The 14487-nt window shown below is 69.5% G+C and carries 19 protein-coding genes, 1 tRNA gene and 1 pseudogene; 9 read left to right on the plus strand and 12 right to left on the minus strand.

Features of this window, described 5'->3' with window-relative positions:
• Positions 1-48 precede the first annotated feature (48 nt).
• From ACWFQ8_RS21015 to ACWFQ8_RS21030, 4 genes are all read right to left on the minus strand, one after another.
• Positions 49-294 carry a hypothetical protein gene (locus ACWFQ8_RS21015; protein WP_453787771.1) on the minus strand — a complete coding sequence of 82 codons (246 nt, stop codon included), beginning with the start codon at positions 292-294 and terminating at the stop codon, positions 49-51.
• The gene (locus tag ACWFQ8_RS21020) at positions 291-1016 is read right to left on the minus strand and encodes a GntR family transcriptional regulator (protein ID WP_453787772.1); all 726 of its coding nucleotides are present in this window, start codon (positions 1014-1016) and stop codon (positions 291-293) included. Before ACWFQ8_RS21020 ends, ACWFQ8_RS21015 begins: the two co-directional genes overlap by 4 nt.
• Positions 1013-1237 carry a hypothetical protein gene (locus tag ACWFQ8_RS21025; protein ID WP_453787773.1) on the minus strand — a complete coding sequence of 75 codons (225 nt, stop codon included), beginning with the start codon at positions 1235-1237 and terminating at the stop codon, positions 1013-1015. The genes ACWFQ8_RS21020 and ACWFQ8_RS21025 overlap by 4 nt, the downstream gene beginning before the upstream one ends.
• Positions 1238-1488: 251 nt before the next feature.
• Complete coding sequence (locus ACWFQ8_RS21030; RefSeq protein ID WP_453787774.1) at positions 1489-1767, minus strand: hypothetical protein; 279 nt, start codon at positions 1765-1767, stop codon at positions 1489-1491.
• 78 nt (positions 1768-1845) lie between these two features.
• On the opposite strand from ACWFQ8_RS21030, the gene ACWFQ8_RS21035 reads away from it, so the two are divergent.
• The 4 genes from ACWFQ8_RS21035 (at position 1846) to ACWFQ8_RS21050 (ending at position 3636) form a co-directional block, all read left to right on the plus strand.
• Positions 1846-2601 carry a GntR family transcriptional regulator gene (locus tag ACWFQ8_RS21035; protein WP_453787775.1) on the plus strand — a complete coding sequence of 252 codons (756 nt, stop codon included), beginning with the start codon at positions 1846-1848 and terminating at the stop codon, positions 2599-2601.
• Between the two features lie 50 nt (positions 2602-2651).
• Complete coding sequence (locus tag ACWFQ8_RS21040) at positions 2652-2849, plus strand: hypothetical protein (RefSeq protein WP_453787776.1); 198 nt, start codon at positions 2652-2654, stop codon at positions 2847-2849.
• Between the two features lie 97 nt (positions 2850-2946).
• Complete coding sequence (locus ACWFQ8_RS21045) at positions 2947-3156, plus strand: hypothetical protein (protein ID WP_453787777.1); 210 nt, start codon at positions 2947-2949, stop codon at positions 3154-3156.
• Between the two features lie 273 nt (positions 3157-3429).
• Entirely contained in the window at positions 3430-3636 is a 207-nt protein-coding gene (locus ACWFQ8_RS21050; protein ID WP_453787778.1) for a hypothetical protein, read from the plus strand.
• A gap of 237 nt (positions 3637-3873) precedes the next feature.
• Here ACWFQ8_RS21050 and ACWFQ8_RS21055 read toward each other — a convergent pair whose 3' ends face one another.
• Together ACWFQ8_RS21055 and ACWFQ8_RS21060 are read right to left on the minus strand one after the other, a co-directional pair.
• Complete coding sequence (locus ACWFQ8_RS21055; RefSeq protein WP_453787779.1) at positions 3874-4404, minus strand: hypothetical protein; 531 nt, start codon at positions 4402-4404, stop codon at positions 3874-3876.
• Between the two features lie 1723 nt (positions 4405-6127).
• Positions 6128-6850, minus strand: coding sequence for a hypothetical protein (locus ACWFQ8_RS21060; protein ID WP_453787780.1), 723 nt, complete (start codon positions 6848-6850; stop codon positions 6128-6130).
• A gap of 135 nt (positions 6851-6985) precedes the next feature.
• Here ACWFQ8_RS21060 and ACWFQ8_RS21065 point away from each other — a divergent pair.
• The 5 genes and pseudogenes from ACWFQ8_RS21065 to ACWFQ8_RS21085 form a co-directional block, all read left to right on the plus strand.
• Positions 6986-7330 (plus strand): annotated as a pseudogene (locus tag ACWFQ8_RS21065) (UTRA domain-containing protein); the annotation flags it as partial.
• A 35-nt stretch (positions 7331-7365) separates the two neighbouring features.
• Positions 7366-7587 carry a hypothetical protein gene (locus ACWFQ8_RS21070; protein ID WP_453787781.1) on the plus strand — a complete coding sequence of 74 codons (222 nt, stop codon included), beginning with the start codon at positions 7366-7368 and terminating at the stop codon, positions 7585-7587.
• A 155-nt stretch (positions 7588-7742) separates the two neighbouring features.
• Positions 7743-8147: a hypothetical protein gene (locus tag ACWFQ8_RS21075; RefSeq protein ID WP_453787782.1), complete on the plus strand. Its 405-nt coding sequence runs from the start codon at positions 7743-7745 to the stop codon at positions 8145-8147.
• Between the two features lie 67 nt (positions 8148-8214).
• A tRNA-OTHER gene (locus ACWFQ8_RS21080) sits at positions 8215-8316 on the plus strand.
• Positions 8271-8498: a hypothetical protein gene (locus ACWFQ8_RS21085; RefSeq protein WP_453787783.1), complete on the plus strand. Its 228-nt coding sequence runs from the start codon at positions 8271-8273 to the stop codon at positions 8496-8498. The genes ACWFQ8_RS21080 and ACWFQ8_RS21085 overlap by 46 nt, the downstream gene beginning before the upstream one ends.
• Positions 8499-8594: 96 nt before the next feature.
• Here ACWFQ8_RS21085 and ACWFQ8_RS21090 read toward each other — a convergent pair whose 3' ends face one another.
• The 6 genes from ACWFQ8_RS21090 to ACWFQ8_RS21115 form a co-directional block, all read right to left on the minus strand.
• Positions 8595-9407: an LppU/SCO3897 family protein gene (locus ACWFQ8_RS21090; RefSeq protein WP_453787784.1), complete on the minus strand. Its 813-nt coding sequence runs from the start codon at positions 9405-9407 to the stop codon at positions 8595-8597.
• A gap of 124 nt (positions 9408-9531) precedes the next feature.
• Positions 9532-9726, minus strand: coding sequence for a hypothetical protein (locus tag ACWFQ8_RS21095; RefSeq protein WP_150519620.1), 195 nt, complete (start codon positions 9724-9726; stop codon positions 9532-9534).
• A gap of 174 nt (positions 9727-9900) precedes the next feature.
• Positions 9901-10356 carry an HD domain-containing protein gene (locus ACWFQ8_RS21100; protein WP_453787785.1) on the minus strand — a complete coding sequence of 152 codons (456 nt, stop codon included), beginning with the start codon at positions 10354-10356 and terminating at the stop codon, positions 9901-9903.
• Complete coding sequence (locus tag ACWFQ8_RS21105) at positions 10353-11819, minus strand: pyridoxal phosphate-dependent decarboxylase family protein (RefSeq protein WP_453787786.1); 1467 nt, start codon at positions 11817-11819, stop codon at positions 10353-10355. The genes ACWFQ8_RS21100 and ACWFQ8_RS21105 overlap by 4 nt, the downstream gene beginning before the upstream one ends.
• A 225-nt stretch (positions 11820-12044) precedes the next feature.
• The gene (locus ACWFQ8_RS21110) at positions 12045-13187 is read right to left on the minus strand and encodes a PP2C family protein-serine/threonine phosphatase (protein ID WP_453787787.1); all 1143 of its coding nucleotides are present in this window, start codon (positions 13185-13187) and stop codon (positions 12045-12047) included.
• 329 nt (positions 13188-13516) lie between these two features.
• Complete coding sequence (locus ACWFQ8_RS21115; RefSeq protein ID WP_453787788.1) at positions 13517-14323, minus strand: Fpg/Nei family DNA glycosylase; 807 nt, start codon at positions 14321-14323, stop codon at positions 13517-13519.
• Between the last annotated feature and the right edge of the window lie 164 nt (positions 14324-14487).

Below are 14487 nucleotides of genomic sequence, written 5' to 3' on the forward strand. Positions count from 1 at the left end.
TCCTACTCTTGCGGCCCTTCTTCACGAGCCCGCTCAGCGCGTCGGCAATCAGCCGGTCCCGGATCCGCACTGGCGTGCTGATAGATCAGCCCGGCGCGGGCGGTGCTGTGGCCCATGACAGCGGCCTTCGAAGGCATGATCCAGGAGTTCCGAGACCAAGCCGAGTTGCATCGCCTCGGTGTTGTCGGCGAGACGGGACAGGTAGCCGGCGTTGTCGTCGGCGCTCAAGAAGCAGGGCTTGCCGTCGGGGCCCGACCAGGGCAAGAGTCGCAGCTCATCGTGGGGTGTCGTCATTCCGCCCTCCTGGCTTCGGCCGTGTGGTGCGTGGTGAAAACTGCGTCGGCGCGGTCGCCGGGGAGGGCCAGGAGGGCCGCCTCGATTACGCGGCCGGCGGTGTCGGTTGCCACGCGTGTGATCGAGAGGATGGCCAGGGTCGGGCTGATGCGAAGGGTCGTCGCTTCGTCTGGAGTTGGGAGGCGGGTGCTGACCGTTTCCTGGACCACGGACACCGGTGGGCGCAGGTCTGGCACTCGTGCGGTTATTAGTCTTTCCGGTACGTCGGCCTGCGCCAGGTCTCGGGGGACGTAGATGCGGGCCAAGCTGTGCGGCGTTTTGCCCTCGTGGCTGAGGCAGAGGAATTCCGTCAGGGGGCTGCGGGGCGAGACCTTGAGGAGGGCCGTCAGATGGCCGTGCGCTCCGATGTTGGTGGCGCGGATGGTGGTGTGGAGGGCCCCCTCGGCCGGGGTCGGTGTGCTCGGCGTGTGTCGGCCGCCGAGGTACGTGGTCCTGCGGAGCGGGTGGCGGACGAAGTTGCCGCTGCCGTGGATCTTCTCTACGAGGCCTTCGGCCTGAAGGAGCGCGAGGGCGTTCCGCAGGGTGGGTGTGCTCACCGCGTAGCGGGCGGCTAGTTGGGCTTCGGAGGGGAGGCGTTCGCCGGCCTTCAAGCGGCCCGTCGAGATCTGGTTCCGGAGGTCGTCCGCGATGGCGTGGCGGCGGGACGGTGCGGATTGGGTCACCAGTTCCTCCGCATCCGAAGGGCGATGAAGCGGGTTCGAGCGTGCATTGTCAGCAGCTCGCCCGACTCGAAGCAGAGCCGCTTGGCGCTGGCGGGGAGTTGGATCAGATCGATGACGCGGCACGGTTGCCCGCCGATCTGAATAACGTCGCCGCGCTGGACGGTGGACGCGGTGATCTCGACGTTCGTGGCGAGGGCGCCGCTGGGCGTCCATCCCTTCACGGGGTCACCCGCCGGAGCTGGGATCCGCTGTCCGTGTCGTGGCAGAGGCAGTCGCAGGCTTCGTAGATCACGGGTACACCGATGGGTGCCGTGCCCGGGGACGACTGCGCGCAATCGCGGTGAGTGCCGATCGCGCACGAGCTCGACCGGTAGGGGGTGGCATTCGCACCGAGTGGTAAGGCCGGCCGGAGGGGGCGCCCACTGGTGCGGGCGGCGGTGGGGATCGTACGGTTCGACATGCTGATCAGCTCCTATTGCTGATGGCCAGGTCCCCGGACGTCGCCCGTCGCGGGGACCGCTTTGCGTACAGCGGCCCAGAGAGTGCGGCCGGTCAGGCTGCTGGCGAGGAGACCGAATCGGTCAGCCTCCGCGACTACTTCCAGGACCTCCCGCCACGATTCGGCGGGCAGTGATTCCGGTACCTCCGATTCGATCGACGTGTAGCGGGCGTGCTCTTCCACTCGCGTTGTCAGCCCCAGGGCGGACAGTCGGGAGGCGATGTCCTCGGCCCTGGCTTTCGAAGCGGGCACAGAGGGCCTCCGTCGCCGATTGAACACGTTGAGTGAAGCTAGTTAACTAGATTAGAGCTAGTGGACTAGATTTTCTACATGCCTGAGCAGCCGCCTTATCTCCGCATCGCCGACGTCCTGCGGCAGCGGATCGCGGAGCACGACTGGAACGCGGGTGACCGGCTCCCTTCGCGAGCGCAGATCGCCGAGGAGTGCGGGGTTGGCGAGAACGTCGTCCGCCGGGCACAGGAGCTCCTGATCTCCCAGGGCGTGTTGGAAGGTCGCGCGGGTTCAGGCACGTACGTCGCGGAACCGCGGCAGCGCGTACGGGTCGTTCGGTCCTCGGCTCGTGAGCAGCCGGGGGGTTCTCCGTTCCGGGCGGACATGCAGGCTTTGGGTAAGCAGGGCTACTGGGAGAGTCGCACCGAAGCGAAGGTGCCGGCCCCGGCTGAGATCGCCGCTCGGCTCGGGACCGCCGAGGGCGAGCTGTGCGTGCGTACGGTCTACGAGTTCCTTGCTGATGGTCGGCCGGTGCAGTTGTCGACGAGTTGGGAGCCGTACGAACTCACCGCGGGGACGCTTGTCGTATTGCCGGAAGGCGGGCCGCACGCCGGCGTTGGCGTCGTGAACCGGATGGCCGTGATCGGGATCACGGTCAGCCACGCCGTGGAGCAGCCGGAGCCGCGGCAGGCGACCGCCGAGGAGGCATCGCTTCTGGGCATCCAGAAGGCAGCTCTCGTGACCCACATCCGGCGGACGTACTACAGCGACCAAGGCCAGCCCGTAGAGACGGCGGACATCGTCATTCCCGTCGCACTGTGCGAGATCGTCTACGAGGTCCCAATCAGTCACTAGCCCGGCAGCCCCTCGGAGAGCTCACACCCCGGTGGCCTACGCTCCTGCGCATGCGTAACGAGAGGCACGACGACCCCCTGTCGGACGACGAGCTGGAGCTCTTCATCCAATACCTGCACCGGTTCGCCAACCACGATCTCGATCAGTGGCAGCACTTCCAGGTGGGTTACGAGAGATTTCCCGTGTACGTCACGCTCAGCAGGTCACCCATGCCGGAAACCGATCCTTCACGCTACCCCCGGCCATGACGAGGCCTGCCCGTGCCGGCAGGGCGAGAGGGGGCGGGCAAGATCGCTGTTCCCCGGCTCAGGACTTGCTCGCGTGCTGCCAGGGCACGGTGCCGGCATGGATCAGCGGGAGAGCATCCAGACCGAGACGCCCCACGGCACCGTCTACGTGATGTTCAGCCGCCTGCGCCTCCCGGCTTCGAGGACCATACGTTCCACCTGTTCCAACCCGGCCCATGTGCCGGGTGTTGCGATGTGCCCCGCGATGCTCCTGCTGCGACCGCCGTACGCCTGCCGGCCCTCAAGGTCCTTCATCACGCTGTGCTGAGGACCCACAGGGGCCCAGCAAGGAGGCATACATGGCGAGGCGTCGACGGCCGCAGGCCAGGGACGGCAAGGGTCGATACACGAAGGCCGGGGTGCCCCTGTGGTTCGGTGTCCTGATAGTGGCCGTGCTGGTCCTTTCCTACGCCCGCTAGCAGCGTGGAGTGGACCTAGCTGACGGGACGGCTCGTCAGCACGAGAGTCACGCGGGCCCTGTGGTGGCCGGCAGGGGCGGCTCTGCCCTATCGCGCGATACGGTGCCACCAAGGGGGCAGTCATGAGCGATAGCGACCTGTCGGAGTTCGAAGCAATGTGGACCACCGAGCGGGATCAATGGGAGCTGCGCCGTGTCGGCGACGTCTACCTTCCGATCACGAAAGGTGATCCGCCAATGGTGCAAGCGATCTGCGACGATGCGCTGGCGACCGAGGTGACCAGACGAATGATTCAAGCAGGCGTAACCGTGGTGGACGTCTGGCAGTGATCGGGGCGTGCCCCTGACGTTCCTGATGGGGTGGCCACGACCGGGGACTCACGGGGAGCTGCGGCGCCTGCCACCTGTTCGGGCTGGTCGGAGAGTTGCCACGTCAAGGGGGATGCGGGTATGCGATCTTCCAAACTAGCTACGCGGGTTCGATTCCCGTCACCCGCTCAGAAGCACAAAGGGCCAGGTCAGAGGATGTTTCCTCAACCTGGCCCTTCGTCGTTCCCGGGGCCGCGGTCAGCTCTCTGTGCCCCCGGCACGCCTCTTCCGCTGTGGATCTTCCTTCGTGCCCTGCGCCTCCTTCTTCCTACTCTTGCGGCCCTTCTTCACGAGCCCGCTCAGCGCGTCGGCAATCAGCCGGTCCCGGATCCGCACTGGCGTGCCGCCCCAGCGCAGTCCGAGGAAGCCGGCCATGAGGACGAGGGCGCGGTAGCGCGGCTGGATCGCCTCGGCCAGCGCGTAGACCTCCTTGACCGTGGCGGTCGGGCGTTCCGGGGTGTGCACGGAGCTGGCGCCCTTGACCTGACAGGGGTTCCGCCGGATCAGCTCGTCGGACCTGGCCGTCCCCAGGATGGCGCGAAGTAGGGCGTAGGCCTTGGCGACGGTGGTGGGCCCGGTGCCGGCGGCGAGCTTGTCGGCACGCCGGCTGCGTACGAGGGGTGGCGAGATCTCCGCCGGGTTGACGGAGCCGAGGGCCGGCTCCAGGTGGTGCTTGAGGAGCGAGGCGGATGCGCGGTAAGAATTTTCATCAAGGCACCCGCCGCGCACAGCGCGGCGCGCGCGGCCCGTCGCCAGGGCCTGCGCTCCTGTCTCCGCCCCGCTCCAGCCCGACCGCCGACCGCACGCCTGACGGCTCGGGTAGATGGGAAGAACCGCAGCGGCTCGGACTGCCGCTCAGCTCACGTCAAAGCGATGCCTCCGGCGGGGGCGCTCAGACTCCGGGATGGCCGGGGCGCCGTGCGCGAGTGCCGGTGCGTTCTGGTGCATGTGGGGGCTCCCATCCCGTCTGCCATCGACCCAGGCAAGCCGAGCAGACACGGGCCCTGGGCCCGCGCCCGCTCCACGTACGTGTGGGTCGACGGCAGACGGGATGGGAGGTGGGACTTGCTGTGGCGGGGCCGACCCTCTACGCAGCGTCGGCGTCTGGGGGCACATCTTCTGGCGGGCGGAATGTCTGATGAATCCCAATGCCACACACAATGAGCGTCAGGATCAGCAGCCACAGGAGTGGTAGCGCGATGGTCACCACCATCAGAACTGCACCGAGACTGCTCCAGCTTCGCCGTTGCTCAACGTACGTCTTCTGTCGTGCTGCAGCTGCTGCTGGCTGGATGCGTACCAGCACGTCCAACTGATGGTCTCGTCACCCCAAGCACCAGCCTCATACCCTTCCCTACGCCCGCCGCGCCTAGCAAGGGAGCAAGCTGGGCTGCCATGGGCTTCCCCTTTCCGAGGTGGGGGAAGCCTGGGCCCAGATTCGGCCATGTGTCTCAGTTCCGGTCAGACACTATGGGCACCACGCAGCTCAGGCCGGGGTGCTGGGGTGCCCAGCACCCAAGACGCAAAGGGCACGATCCTCGACGGTTCGGTCCGCGCTCACCTCATCAATTTCCCCGATGCCGGAGTCACTGGACCGACCAAGCGGCAGGATCACTCCCGTATGCAAGAGCGTCTTAGGGGGACCATGCACATCCGTACCGCCACCCTCGGAACATGCCTGCTCGTTGGGCTGACCGCATGCTCAGGAGCCACGAACTCACCTGATGTGACCCGTAGCACCACACCGTCAAGGGCGGTGCTGCCGAGCTCAACACAAAGCACAGCGGCCACTCCACTCCCACTCGGCCAGGAAACCAAGTGGGGAGGAGACACCCAAGGACCAGCTAGTGGCACGACGGTTGTCCTGGCCTACCAGCAGCCGGTCAAGGGAGTTGAGCCCCCAGGGGAAGGCCTCGGTGTGGAGAACGGCGTGTGGGCTGCCGTCGACGTGAAGGTGTGCAACGGACATGGGCCCGACATCATGAGTGACCAACAGCCTTGGTCCCTGGCCTTCCCCGACGGCACTCGGATACAGGTAACTGGCCTGAACGGGGGCGACTTGCCTAAACCGGAGTATCCAACGATGCCCACAGTGGTCAAAGCCGGAGACTGTCTGCGCGGAAAGATCCCATTCCCTGTACCCAAGGACAAGCGTCCCACGAAGATCATCTACCACCCTGCAAGTGCGCCGTCGGCCATCGAGTGGGCGGTCCCAGCGCAGGATGGCAGTGCGCAACCGTAGGCAGCTACCGCGGAACTCGCTGAGCGACTATCTGCGTGACAACCGCGGTGAACGACGGCGGACACCTGCGGACGATCAGGGACCTCCACCGCAGGCCACAGGCAGGATGCACAGTGGTCTGATGAAGATCCGAGTTGCTTCGGGACGAAGCGGGCGTAAGGCATGTGCCTTGGCTCAGGCGCGAGACCTGCGCCAAGGCACATGGCCTCGCTAGCTTTCGTAGAGAGCGACTAGCTCCATGTACGCCGCTTCCAACTCTTGGTCAGTGTCGAGAACCAGGCAGCACATCGGGCAGACGTAGGCTCGCGCGTGTGCCGTCGTGGGAGGTCCCTCGTCGTGCTGCCCGCAGTAGGACCCACCCCCGTTGCACTCGAAATCGTTGCACGTACCAGGCTCCAGATAGCCGTAGAAGTCTCCCCAGGCCGGGCACGCGGGGCACGTCTTCCAGCGGTAGAGATTCATGCCGTATGCCGACGACTCATGCAGGCGCGGGCGCCAGACCACGTCGCTGGAGGGGGCTGCGAGGACGTACTGCAACTCCTTCGGAAGCGCGGACGCGAAGGCTCCCTCGACTTCACGTGCCACGAGGGTCTCCACAGCCACTGCATCACGCGCCGATAGGGGAGCGGTCGGCTCCCTGCGCGACAGATACCCGTACGACCCCAAGAGCGCCGACGTTGCGCGTTGAGCCCGTGTGGCAGTCGTGTACAGCGCAGCCGAAACGATGGCTCGGCGGGTGACGTTCAGTGCACTCTTGGCAGCCTCGTTAGTGCCCAGCGGATCACCCCAGAGCGGGGTCTGGGTGATCGCCTCACGCGCTGTGGCAGCCACGGCCCGGACGACTTCCCGCGCCGCGTGCTGAGCCTCGGCCGCCTCCGCCTGAGCAAGGCCCTCTGCAGCCCTCTGAAGGTCGATCTCCGGAAGGTCGGGCATAGCCGCGACCTTCCGGAGATCGCGAAGATGTGAACGTAGTCGCCCCAGAAGTCACGTGCCGGCGTTTTCAGTGCCGTGCGTACGGCCTCCGCCACCTTGAGGGCTGTGGACACCACATGCTCCGCAGTGGCCGGGTACGAGCTCACCGCCGGCACGCTCGTGGTCCTGCCCGAGGGTGGACCGCATGCCGGCGTCGGCGTCGTGAACCGGATGGCCGTGATCGGGATCACCGTCAGCCACGCCGTGGAGCAGCCGGAGCCCCGGCAGGCGACCGCCGAGGAGGCATCGCTCCTCGGGATCCAGAAGGCGGCCCTGGTGACTCATATCCAGCGGACGTACTACAGCGACCAAGGGCAGCCCGTGGAGACTGCGGACATCGTGATCCCCGCCGCGCTGTGCGAGATCGTCTACGAGATCCCTGTCGGTCGCCAGCTGTCGACCGGACGCGAGAAGGAAGGCCACTGTGGACGCGGAACGTGAGGCTCGCATAGCCGACCTGGCCGTGACGGCGCGGCATGCCCCTGTGGGCGGAGAACCACGACGGCGAGGCTCTACAGGCGTTCCCGAAGGAGATCTGCTGTGACGGGGTGGATGCGGTCCTGGTGACCATGCGGGTCATCGGATGCGGCCTCGGTGAGGCTCAGAGCATGTTCATCACCGCTCCCTGCCGGGCGGCCGAGCTCTCCTTCCACAACGCGGTCATGGAAGGCCTTGAGCGGTCTCTGGGCGTCCTTTGACCCCGCCTATCGGACTCCTGCCGGAAGGCGCTCGCACCTCAGGCGTAAAGTGCCGGGATGATGACGCAGTCCTTCTCGCGGGTCCGGGAGACCAAGTAGTGACTCGACAAGTCGCTTTGACCCATCTACCAGTGGACTTTGCTCGGCCTGTCCAGTTGTTCACCTACATCATCGGACACAGTCAGCTGCTGCTCCGAGGGAACCAAGACGACGAGCAGGGCCTCTCGACAACGCTCGAAGTGCTCTTCAAGAACGTCAGCGCCCTATCCGTCCGAGAGCACTACCCCTCGCTGACCATCCGCGACGCCTCCTGCGAGGAAGAGGCGGAATTGCGCGAAGCAGTTACAGGCCCTTGGTATGACGCGCGGGCCTTCGTCCTCGGTGAGCGCTTGCTGGGCGGGTTCGTAGTCGCCGGCGCCGTGTGCTGGGGCGAGTCTTCCGCTCCGGAGACGTACAGCAGCTTCCTCGTTCCTGAATACGAACTGCCACGGCTTGATCCAGGCCAGCCGCATCCATCTGAACCTCAGACGATCTTTACGCCTTACCCGCAACGCCGGTAGGGGACCTGCCCGCCGCGTGCCCGTCTGGCGGGTGCATGGCGGGGTGGTGCGGGGAACCGCGGCACGAGGGCAGGGAAGGCGCAGGTCAGCGGCGTGGCCGGTCATGGGGTGGGCGGGTACGCGATGTTCCAAACCGGCTACGCGGGTTCGATTCCCGCCACCCTGTCCGAGTACGCGGCGATGTGGACCACCGAGCGGGATCAGTGGGAGCTGCACCGGGTCGGCGAGGGCTACCTGCCGACCACCAAAGGTGATCAGCCGATGGTGCACCTGATCTGCGACGACGCGCTGGCGGGCGAGGTGACCGCGCGCATGCTCCGGGCGGGAGTCACCGTCGTGGACCCCTTGTAGCGATCGAGGCGTGCCCCTGGCGTGCCCGGCGGAGGCTGTCGGGGCGTACGGGCGCGTCCCAGCGGTGCAGCGAGGTTGGGCGGGGCGGTGCGGGCGTCAGCGGGCGTAGGAGCCGATGCCGACCAGGCAGTAGACGTATTCGTTGATGACCGCGCCGTTGAGGGTGTAGCGGTGGGAGAAGGCGTACTCCGTCTTGGGGTTGTCGTCGCAGCGGCTCATGTCGGAGGTCATGGGGATGCTCTCGATCACGCGGTAGTGCGCGTCTGACGCCGAGCAGGAGACCTCTTCCACGTCGTCGACGCGCTGCGCCGTCGTCGAGTCGGGCAGTGTCCCGTTGAGGCAGGTGCCCCTGTCGAGGGGGGTGGGGGCCGCTGCGGTCGGGGTGGGGAGGGGCGGCTCCGGTTCGGGGTCGGCCGGGGCCGGGGCCGGGGAGGGGCTGGAGGCCGGGCTGGGGGAGCTGTCCGTCGGGGCGGCGGCCGGGGAGGTGGGGGTGGAGGAGGTGGGGGTGGAGGAGCCCGAGGCCTTGCCGTCGGTGTCGTCCCCCGAGCCGATCAGGACGGCGCCGATGATCACGGCTACGACGAGCCCGAGCCCCACCAGGCATCCGGCGGCGCCGCGTTGGGGCGCCGGTACCGGCGGGGGCGGCGTGAGGAGTGGGGCCGCGAGGGTGGCGGTCGGGGCCGGATTCGGCGTCGAGGGCGGCGGTGCGGGCGCCGCGGCCGGTTCGGGCCGGTCCACCCGGATGCGCAGCAGTACCTCGCGGTCGCCCACGCGGGTCCGGACCAGTTGGCCGTCCCGGCAGGCGGGGACGCGTACGCGGGCGGGGCCGGTCGGGAGGTCGACGGTGAGGATCACGCCGTACGTGGCCTGGTGCGGGGTGAGGGTCAAGTCGATTTCCTGCGCGGACACCGGCTGCTCCTGGAGGTGAGGGGGGCAGACGTGGCGAAGGGACCCCCGCGGATTGTCTCCGACTCCCCCGCGCGGACGCAGTAGTTCCGCCGGAACCACCCCGCGCGGGCGGCTCCCGGCGGAGTCAGAGCTTGATGTTGGCGATCATCGTCGCGAGGGAGTTGAGGAATCGGTTCACGTCGTCCGCGATCGAGCTCGACGCGAGGAAGAACCCGAAGAGGGCCGCGACGATGGCGGGCCCGGCCTTGATGTGGTTGCCACGGATCAGCACCACCAGGATGACCGCCAACAGAACCACCACTGACAGCGAAATGGCCACTACTGATCACACCTTCGGTCGTCCCCTGGTCGGCCCGGGGCGCACGGCCACGCACACCCACATGGACCATCCTCCCACCAACGGGCCCCGCCTATCCGCCCTGTGACGAATCGGCATTGTTCCGTTCGCGCCGAGTACACGTTCGTGGGGCATATTTCGGACGCATCGCCCAGGTCACTGCGCGCTGAGGCCGAGGAGGGAGCGGACGTGGGCGTACTTCGCGGACAGCCGCTCGCGGGTGGGGCCGTCCAGTACGGACAGGCGTACGGGATCGGCGTTGTGCGCGAGGTCGGCCTCCTTGACCAACAGGGCGCCCGGGGTGGCGAGGATGCGGGCCGCGTACTGCTCGACCGGTTCGCCGGGGCGCTTGGTCACCGCGAGGATCATGTCCTTCACCTGCTGCGGCAGGGCGGCGGCGTCCAGCCAGGTGAGGCTGAGGGCCTCGTCCTCGATCGCGTCGTGGAGCCAGGCCGCCGCCTGCTGCTCCGGGCTGCCGCCGCGCAGGCGGACGCCTTCGGCGACGGCGGCGAGGTGCTCGGCGTAGGGGCGGCCCGCCTTGTCGGTCCGGCCCTCGTGCGCGGTGCGGGCGAGGGCCTCGACCTCGATCAGGGTCAGGGGGCTGCTCGTCATGCGATCTCCCTCGCTGCTGTACGGAGGGCAGCCGCAGCCCTCCGTACATCGGATGGCGCCGTACGCCAGTTGGAGAACGCGGCGCGCAGGCCCGCGGTTCCCGCGTGGACGGTCGGAGTGACGAACACCTCGGCGGCCGCCGCCTCGCGCAGGGCCGTCAGGCGGGCCGGGGTGGGGTCGTCGGCGAGGGTGAAGCAGACCACGTTGAGGCGGACCGGGGCGAGCAGCCGGAAGGCGGGGTCGGCGGACAGCTCCTCGCCCAGTGCGCGGGCGCAGTCGATGTCGCGCTCGACGATCTCGCGGTGGCCCTCGCGGCCGTAGGCGCGCAGGGTGAACCAGGCGGCGAGCGCGCGCAGCCGGTGGGAGTTCTCCGGGGTGAGGTGGACGAGGTCGGGGTGTTCGCCGAGCGGGCCGAGGTAGGCGGCGGAGTTCTGGAAGACGCGGGTCTGCAGGTCGCGGCGGCGGGTGAACTGGACGGCGCTGTCGTAGGGGACGTTCAGCCATTTGTGCAGGTCTACGCAGAGGGAGTCGGAGGCGTCGAGGCCGTCGGCGAGGTGGGCGTGGGCCGGGGAGAGCGCGGCGAAGGCGCCGAAGGCCGCGTCGGTGTGCAGCCAGAAGTCGTGCCGGTCCTTGAGCGCGGCGACGGCGCGCAGGTCGTCGAAGTCGACGGTGTTGACGGTGCCGGCGTTGGCGACGACCACGGCCGGGCCGGGGGTGTCGGCGAGCGCGCGGTCGAGGGCGGCCGGGTCCACGGCCTCCCGGCCGGGCAGGGTGGGTACGGGGACCAGGGAGTTGCGGCCGAGTCCGAGGATCGAGAGGGCCTTGGCGATGGAGGAGTGCGGGGCGCCGGAGAGCACGCGGACCGGGCCGAGCGCGGCCGCGCCGTCGTCGGCCGGGGAGACGCCGAGGCGTTCGCCGAGCCATTCCCGGGCGATGGCGAGGCCGGTGGTGTTGGACATGGTGGCGCCGCTGACGAAGGTTCCGGTGTGGTCGGGGCCGAGGTGGAAGAGCTGGCGGAGCCAGTGGACGGTCTCGCGTTCGAGGTCCTGGCCGGCGCCGTCGAGGGCGGAGTTGGAGTTCTGGTCGTGGACGGCGGTGAGCCAGTCGCCGACGAGGGCGGCGGGGGTGGCTCCGCCGGTGACGAAGCCGAGGTAGCGGGGGCCCGCGGAGGCCGACAGGCGCGGGGCCCAGCGGTCCTGGAAGGCGGCGAGGGCGGCGGCGGTACCGGTGCCGTGTTCGGGGAGGGGGCGGGGGTGGGGGTAATCCGAGGGACGGGCCTCGGGGCGGTCCTGCCGGTCAACTGCGGCGGGCGGCGGTACGACGGGACGCGCGTCGTCTCCGGCGGGCGGCGGCGGTACGACGGGGCGGGTGTCCAGCGTCGCGAGGGCTTCGACGGCGGCGTGGCGGGTGGTGTCGAGGAGGCCGGGGAGACGGGCGAGGTCGGCGGCGAGCATGGGGTCCATGGGGGCACGGTAGGCCCCGAGGCGGGCCCCGGGGGCGGTCCAATCCGAGCCGAGTGGCCGAGCTCGCGGTGCAGCTCGGTTCGGGTTCCGGCCCGGGCCGCTCCGTGTCGAGGCAGGTCGCTCGGGGTGGGCCGGGCGGTTCGGACCGGACGCTCGGGCCCGGGCGGACGGGGCCCTGAGCTCGGGACGGGTCAGTGGGGCAAACCCGCTCCGGCCGGGGGGAGATCAGAGGGAACGGCGGATCAGCAGGAGCGCTCGGTCGTCGTTGACGTCCTTGGCGACCTTCTCGATGAGGTGCCAGGCGGCGCCCTCCCAGCCGGCGGCGACGTAGCGGTCGGCCTCCCCCGTGAGCCGGTCGATGCCCTCGCTGATGTCCCGGTCGGACGTCTCGACGAGGCCGTCCGTGAAGAGCATCAGCACGTCGCCCCGGCGCAGGTTGCCGCGGGCCGCGGAGAACTCGGCGCCGTCGTAGACGCCGAGGAGCGGGCCCTCGCCGGACTTCTCCTGCCAGCGGCCGGTGCCGGCGCAGAGCTGGAGGGCGGGGAGGTGGCCGGCGGACAGGAGTTCGTAGTCGCCGCTCCGCAGGTCGAGCACCAGGTGGATCGAGGTGGCGAAGCCCTCGTCCCAGTCCTGGCGCAGCAGGTAGCCGTTGGCGGCGGGCAGGAAGCCGTGCGGCGGCAGCGCGCCGAGCAGCCCGCCGAAAGCCCCGGAGAGCAGCAGGGCCCGGGAGCCCGCTTCCATGCCCTTGCCGGAGACGTCGGTCAGGACGATCTCCAGGGTCCGGCCGCCGTTCGTCCGGGCCGCGACGACGAAGTCGCCGGAGAAGGACTGGCCGCCTGCCGGACGCAGGGCCATCTCGCGGTGCCAGCCGCGGGGCAGGGCGGGCAGCTTGCTCTGGACCCGGATCCGTTCGCGCAGGTCGAAGAGCATGGTGCCGCCGCGCCGCCAGGGCACGCCGACGCGGCTGCGGAACTGGGCGATGACGAGCCCGAAGAACCCGCAGGCCGCGACGACGAGCACGGTGCCGGGAGTGACCCGGGCGGGCCCGAGGGTGTAGGGGCCGAGGACGAGGGCCTCGACGATCAGGGCGCCGGCGGCGGCCGCGTACAACCCGAGCAGGCTGGCGGGCCGCAGGAGCAGTCCGCCCGCCACGATCGGCAGGACGAGGGCGGAGGGCGCGAACCACACCGGCATCATCAGCGTGCCGCAGGCCAGGGCGGGAACGGTCAGCAGGAGCCCGGCGAAGGCGAGCCAGTCGGAGCCGTCGCCGCGGAAGTAGTCGACGGCGGATTTGCGCAGGGCGGTGCGCCCCCGGTGCGACCGCATGCGCATCCGGGCCAGAAGGGTCTCCACGCGTGCTCCGGCCATTGCTTCGGGACCCTATCCATCCTGGCTGTGGATGCGCAGGGGTACCCCCGGACCTGGGGTCCGGGGGAGCCCGAAATCGCGGCGCCGCGGTCGCAATGCCCCCATGAGGATGGCCCCGTGGCCCTTGAGGCGCCCGTATTGCGGAGGGATAGGCGGGATGTCTGGTTCGATCATCCGGAACTGGCGTTCGGTGGGAGCGTCCGAATCCGCCAAGCGCCGGGAGCGTGCGGGACGCTGACCCGACCTCCCCGGCGCGGCGCCGGCCGGCGATGTCGGGCGCGGCCGCACCCGCGGGACGCCGGGGCCGCGGCGGACCGGGCGGCTCCGCGCTAGCGGGACTGGCAGGCGGGGCACCAGAAGAGGTTGCGGGCGGCGAGATCGGCGGTGCGGATCTCGCCCCCGCAGATGTGGCAGGGCAGGTTCGCCCTGCGGTATACGTACACCTCGCCGCCGTGGTCGTCCACCCTCGGCGGGCGGCCCATGGCTTCCGGCAGGTGCTCGTCCCGGACGGTGTCGATCCGGTTGTTCCGCACGCCCTCGCGCATCAGCTCGGTCAGGTCCGCCCACAGGGCGTCCCACTCGGCGCGCTTCAGGTCCTTGCCCGGCCGGTACGGGTCGATGCCGTGCCGGAAGAGGACCTCGGCGCGGTAGACGTTGCCGACGCCGGCGACGACCTTCTGGTCCATCAGCAGGGCGGCGACGGTGGTGCGCGAGCGGGAGATACGGGCCCAGGCCCGGCCGGGGTCGTCGGCCGGCCGCAGCGGGTCGGGGCCGAGCCGGTCGTGTATCGCCTTCTTCTCGCCCTCGCCGATCAGCGCGCACGCGGTGGGCCCGCGCAGGTCGGCGTAGTGCTCCTCGTTCAGCAGCCGCAGCCGGACCGTGTCGGTCGCGGGCGGCGCCGGCGCCGGCCCGAAGCCGAGCTTGCCGAAGAGTCCGAGGTGGATGTGGATCCAGGCGTCGCCGAACTCCAGGAAGAGGTGCTTGCCGTGCGCCTCGGCGCTCTCCAGCTCGCGCCCGTCGAGCAGCGCCGCGCTGTCGGCGAACCGGCCCTGCGGGCTGCTGACCCGGACCGGCCGGCCGTCGAACCGCTCGGCGTGGTCCTGGGCGAGGCGGTGGATCGTATGCCCCTCGGGCACGGCGGAGCTCCTCGGACTCGGAGACGGGCGCGCACAGCAACGGCCGTGGGCCCCGCGAAATACCGCGGGGCCGGGCCCCCGGCGAAAAAAACACACCCGGGGGGGGGGCGGGGGTGGGGGGGGGGAGAAAGAGCACAAGTAAGAAGACAACCAAAACAAAAGGG

The sequence above is a fragment of the Streptomyces sp. NPDC055254 genome, assembly GCF_053606025.1.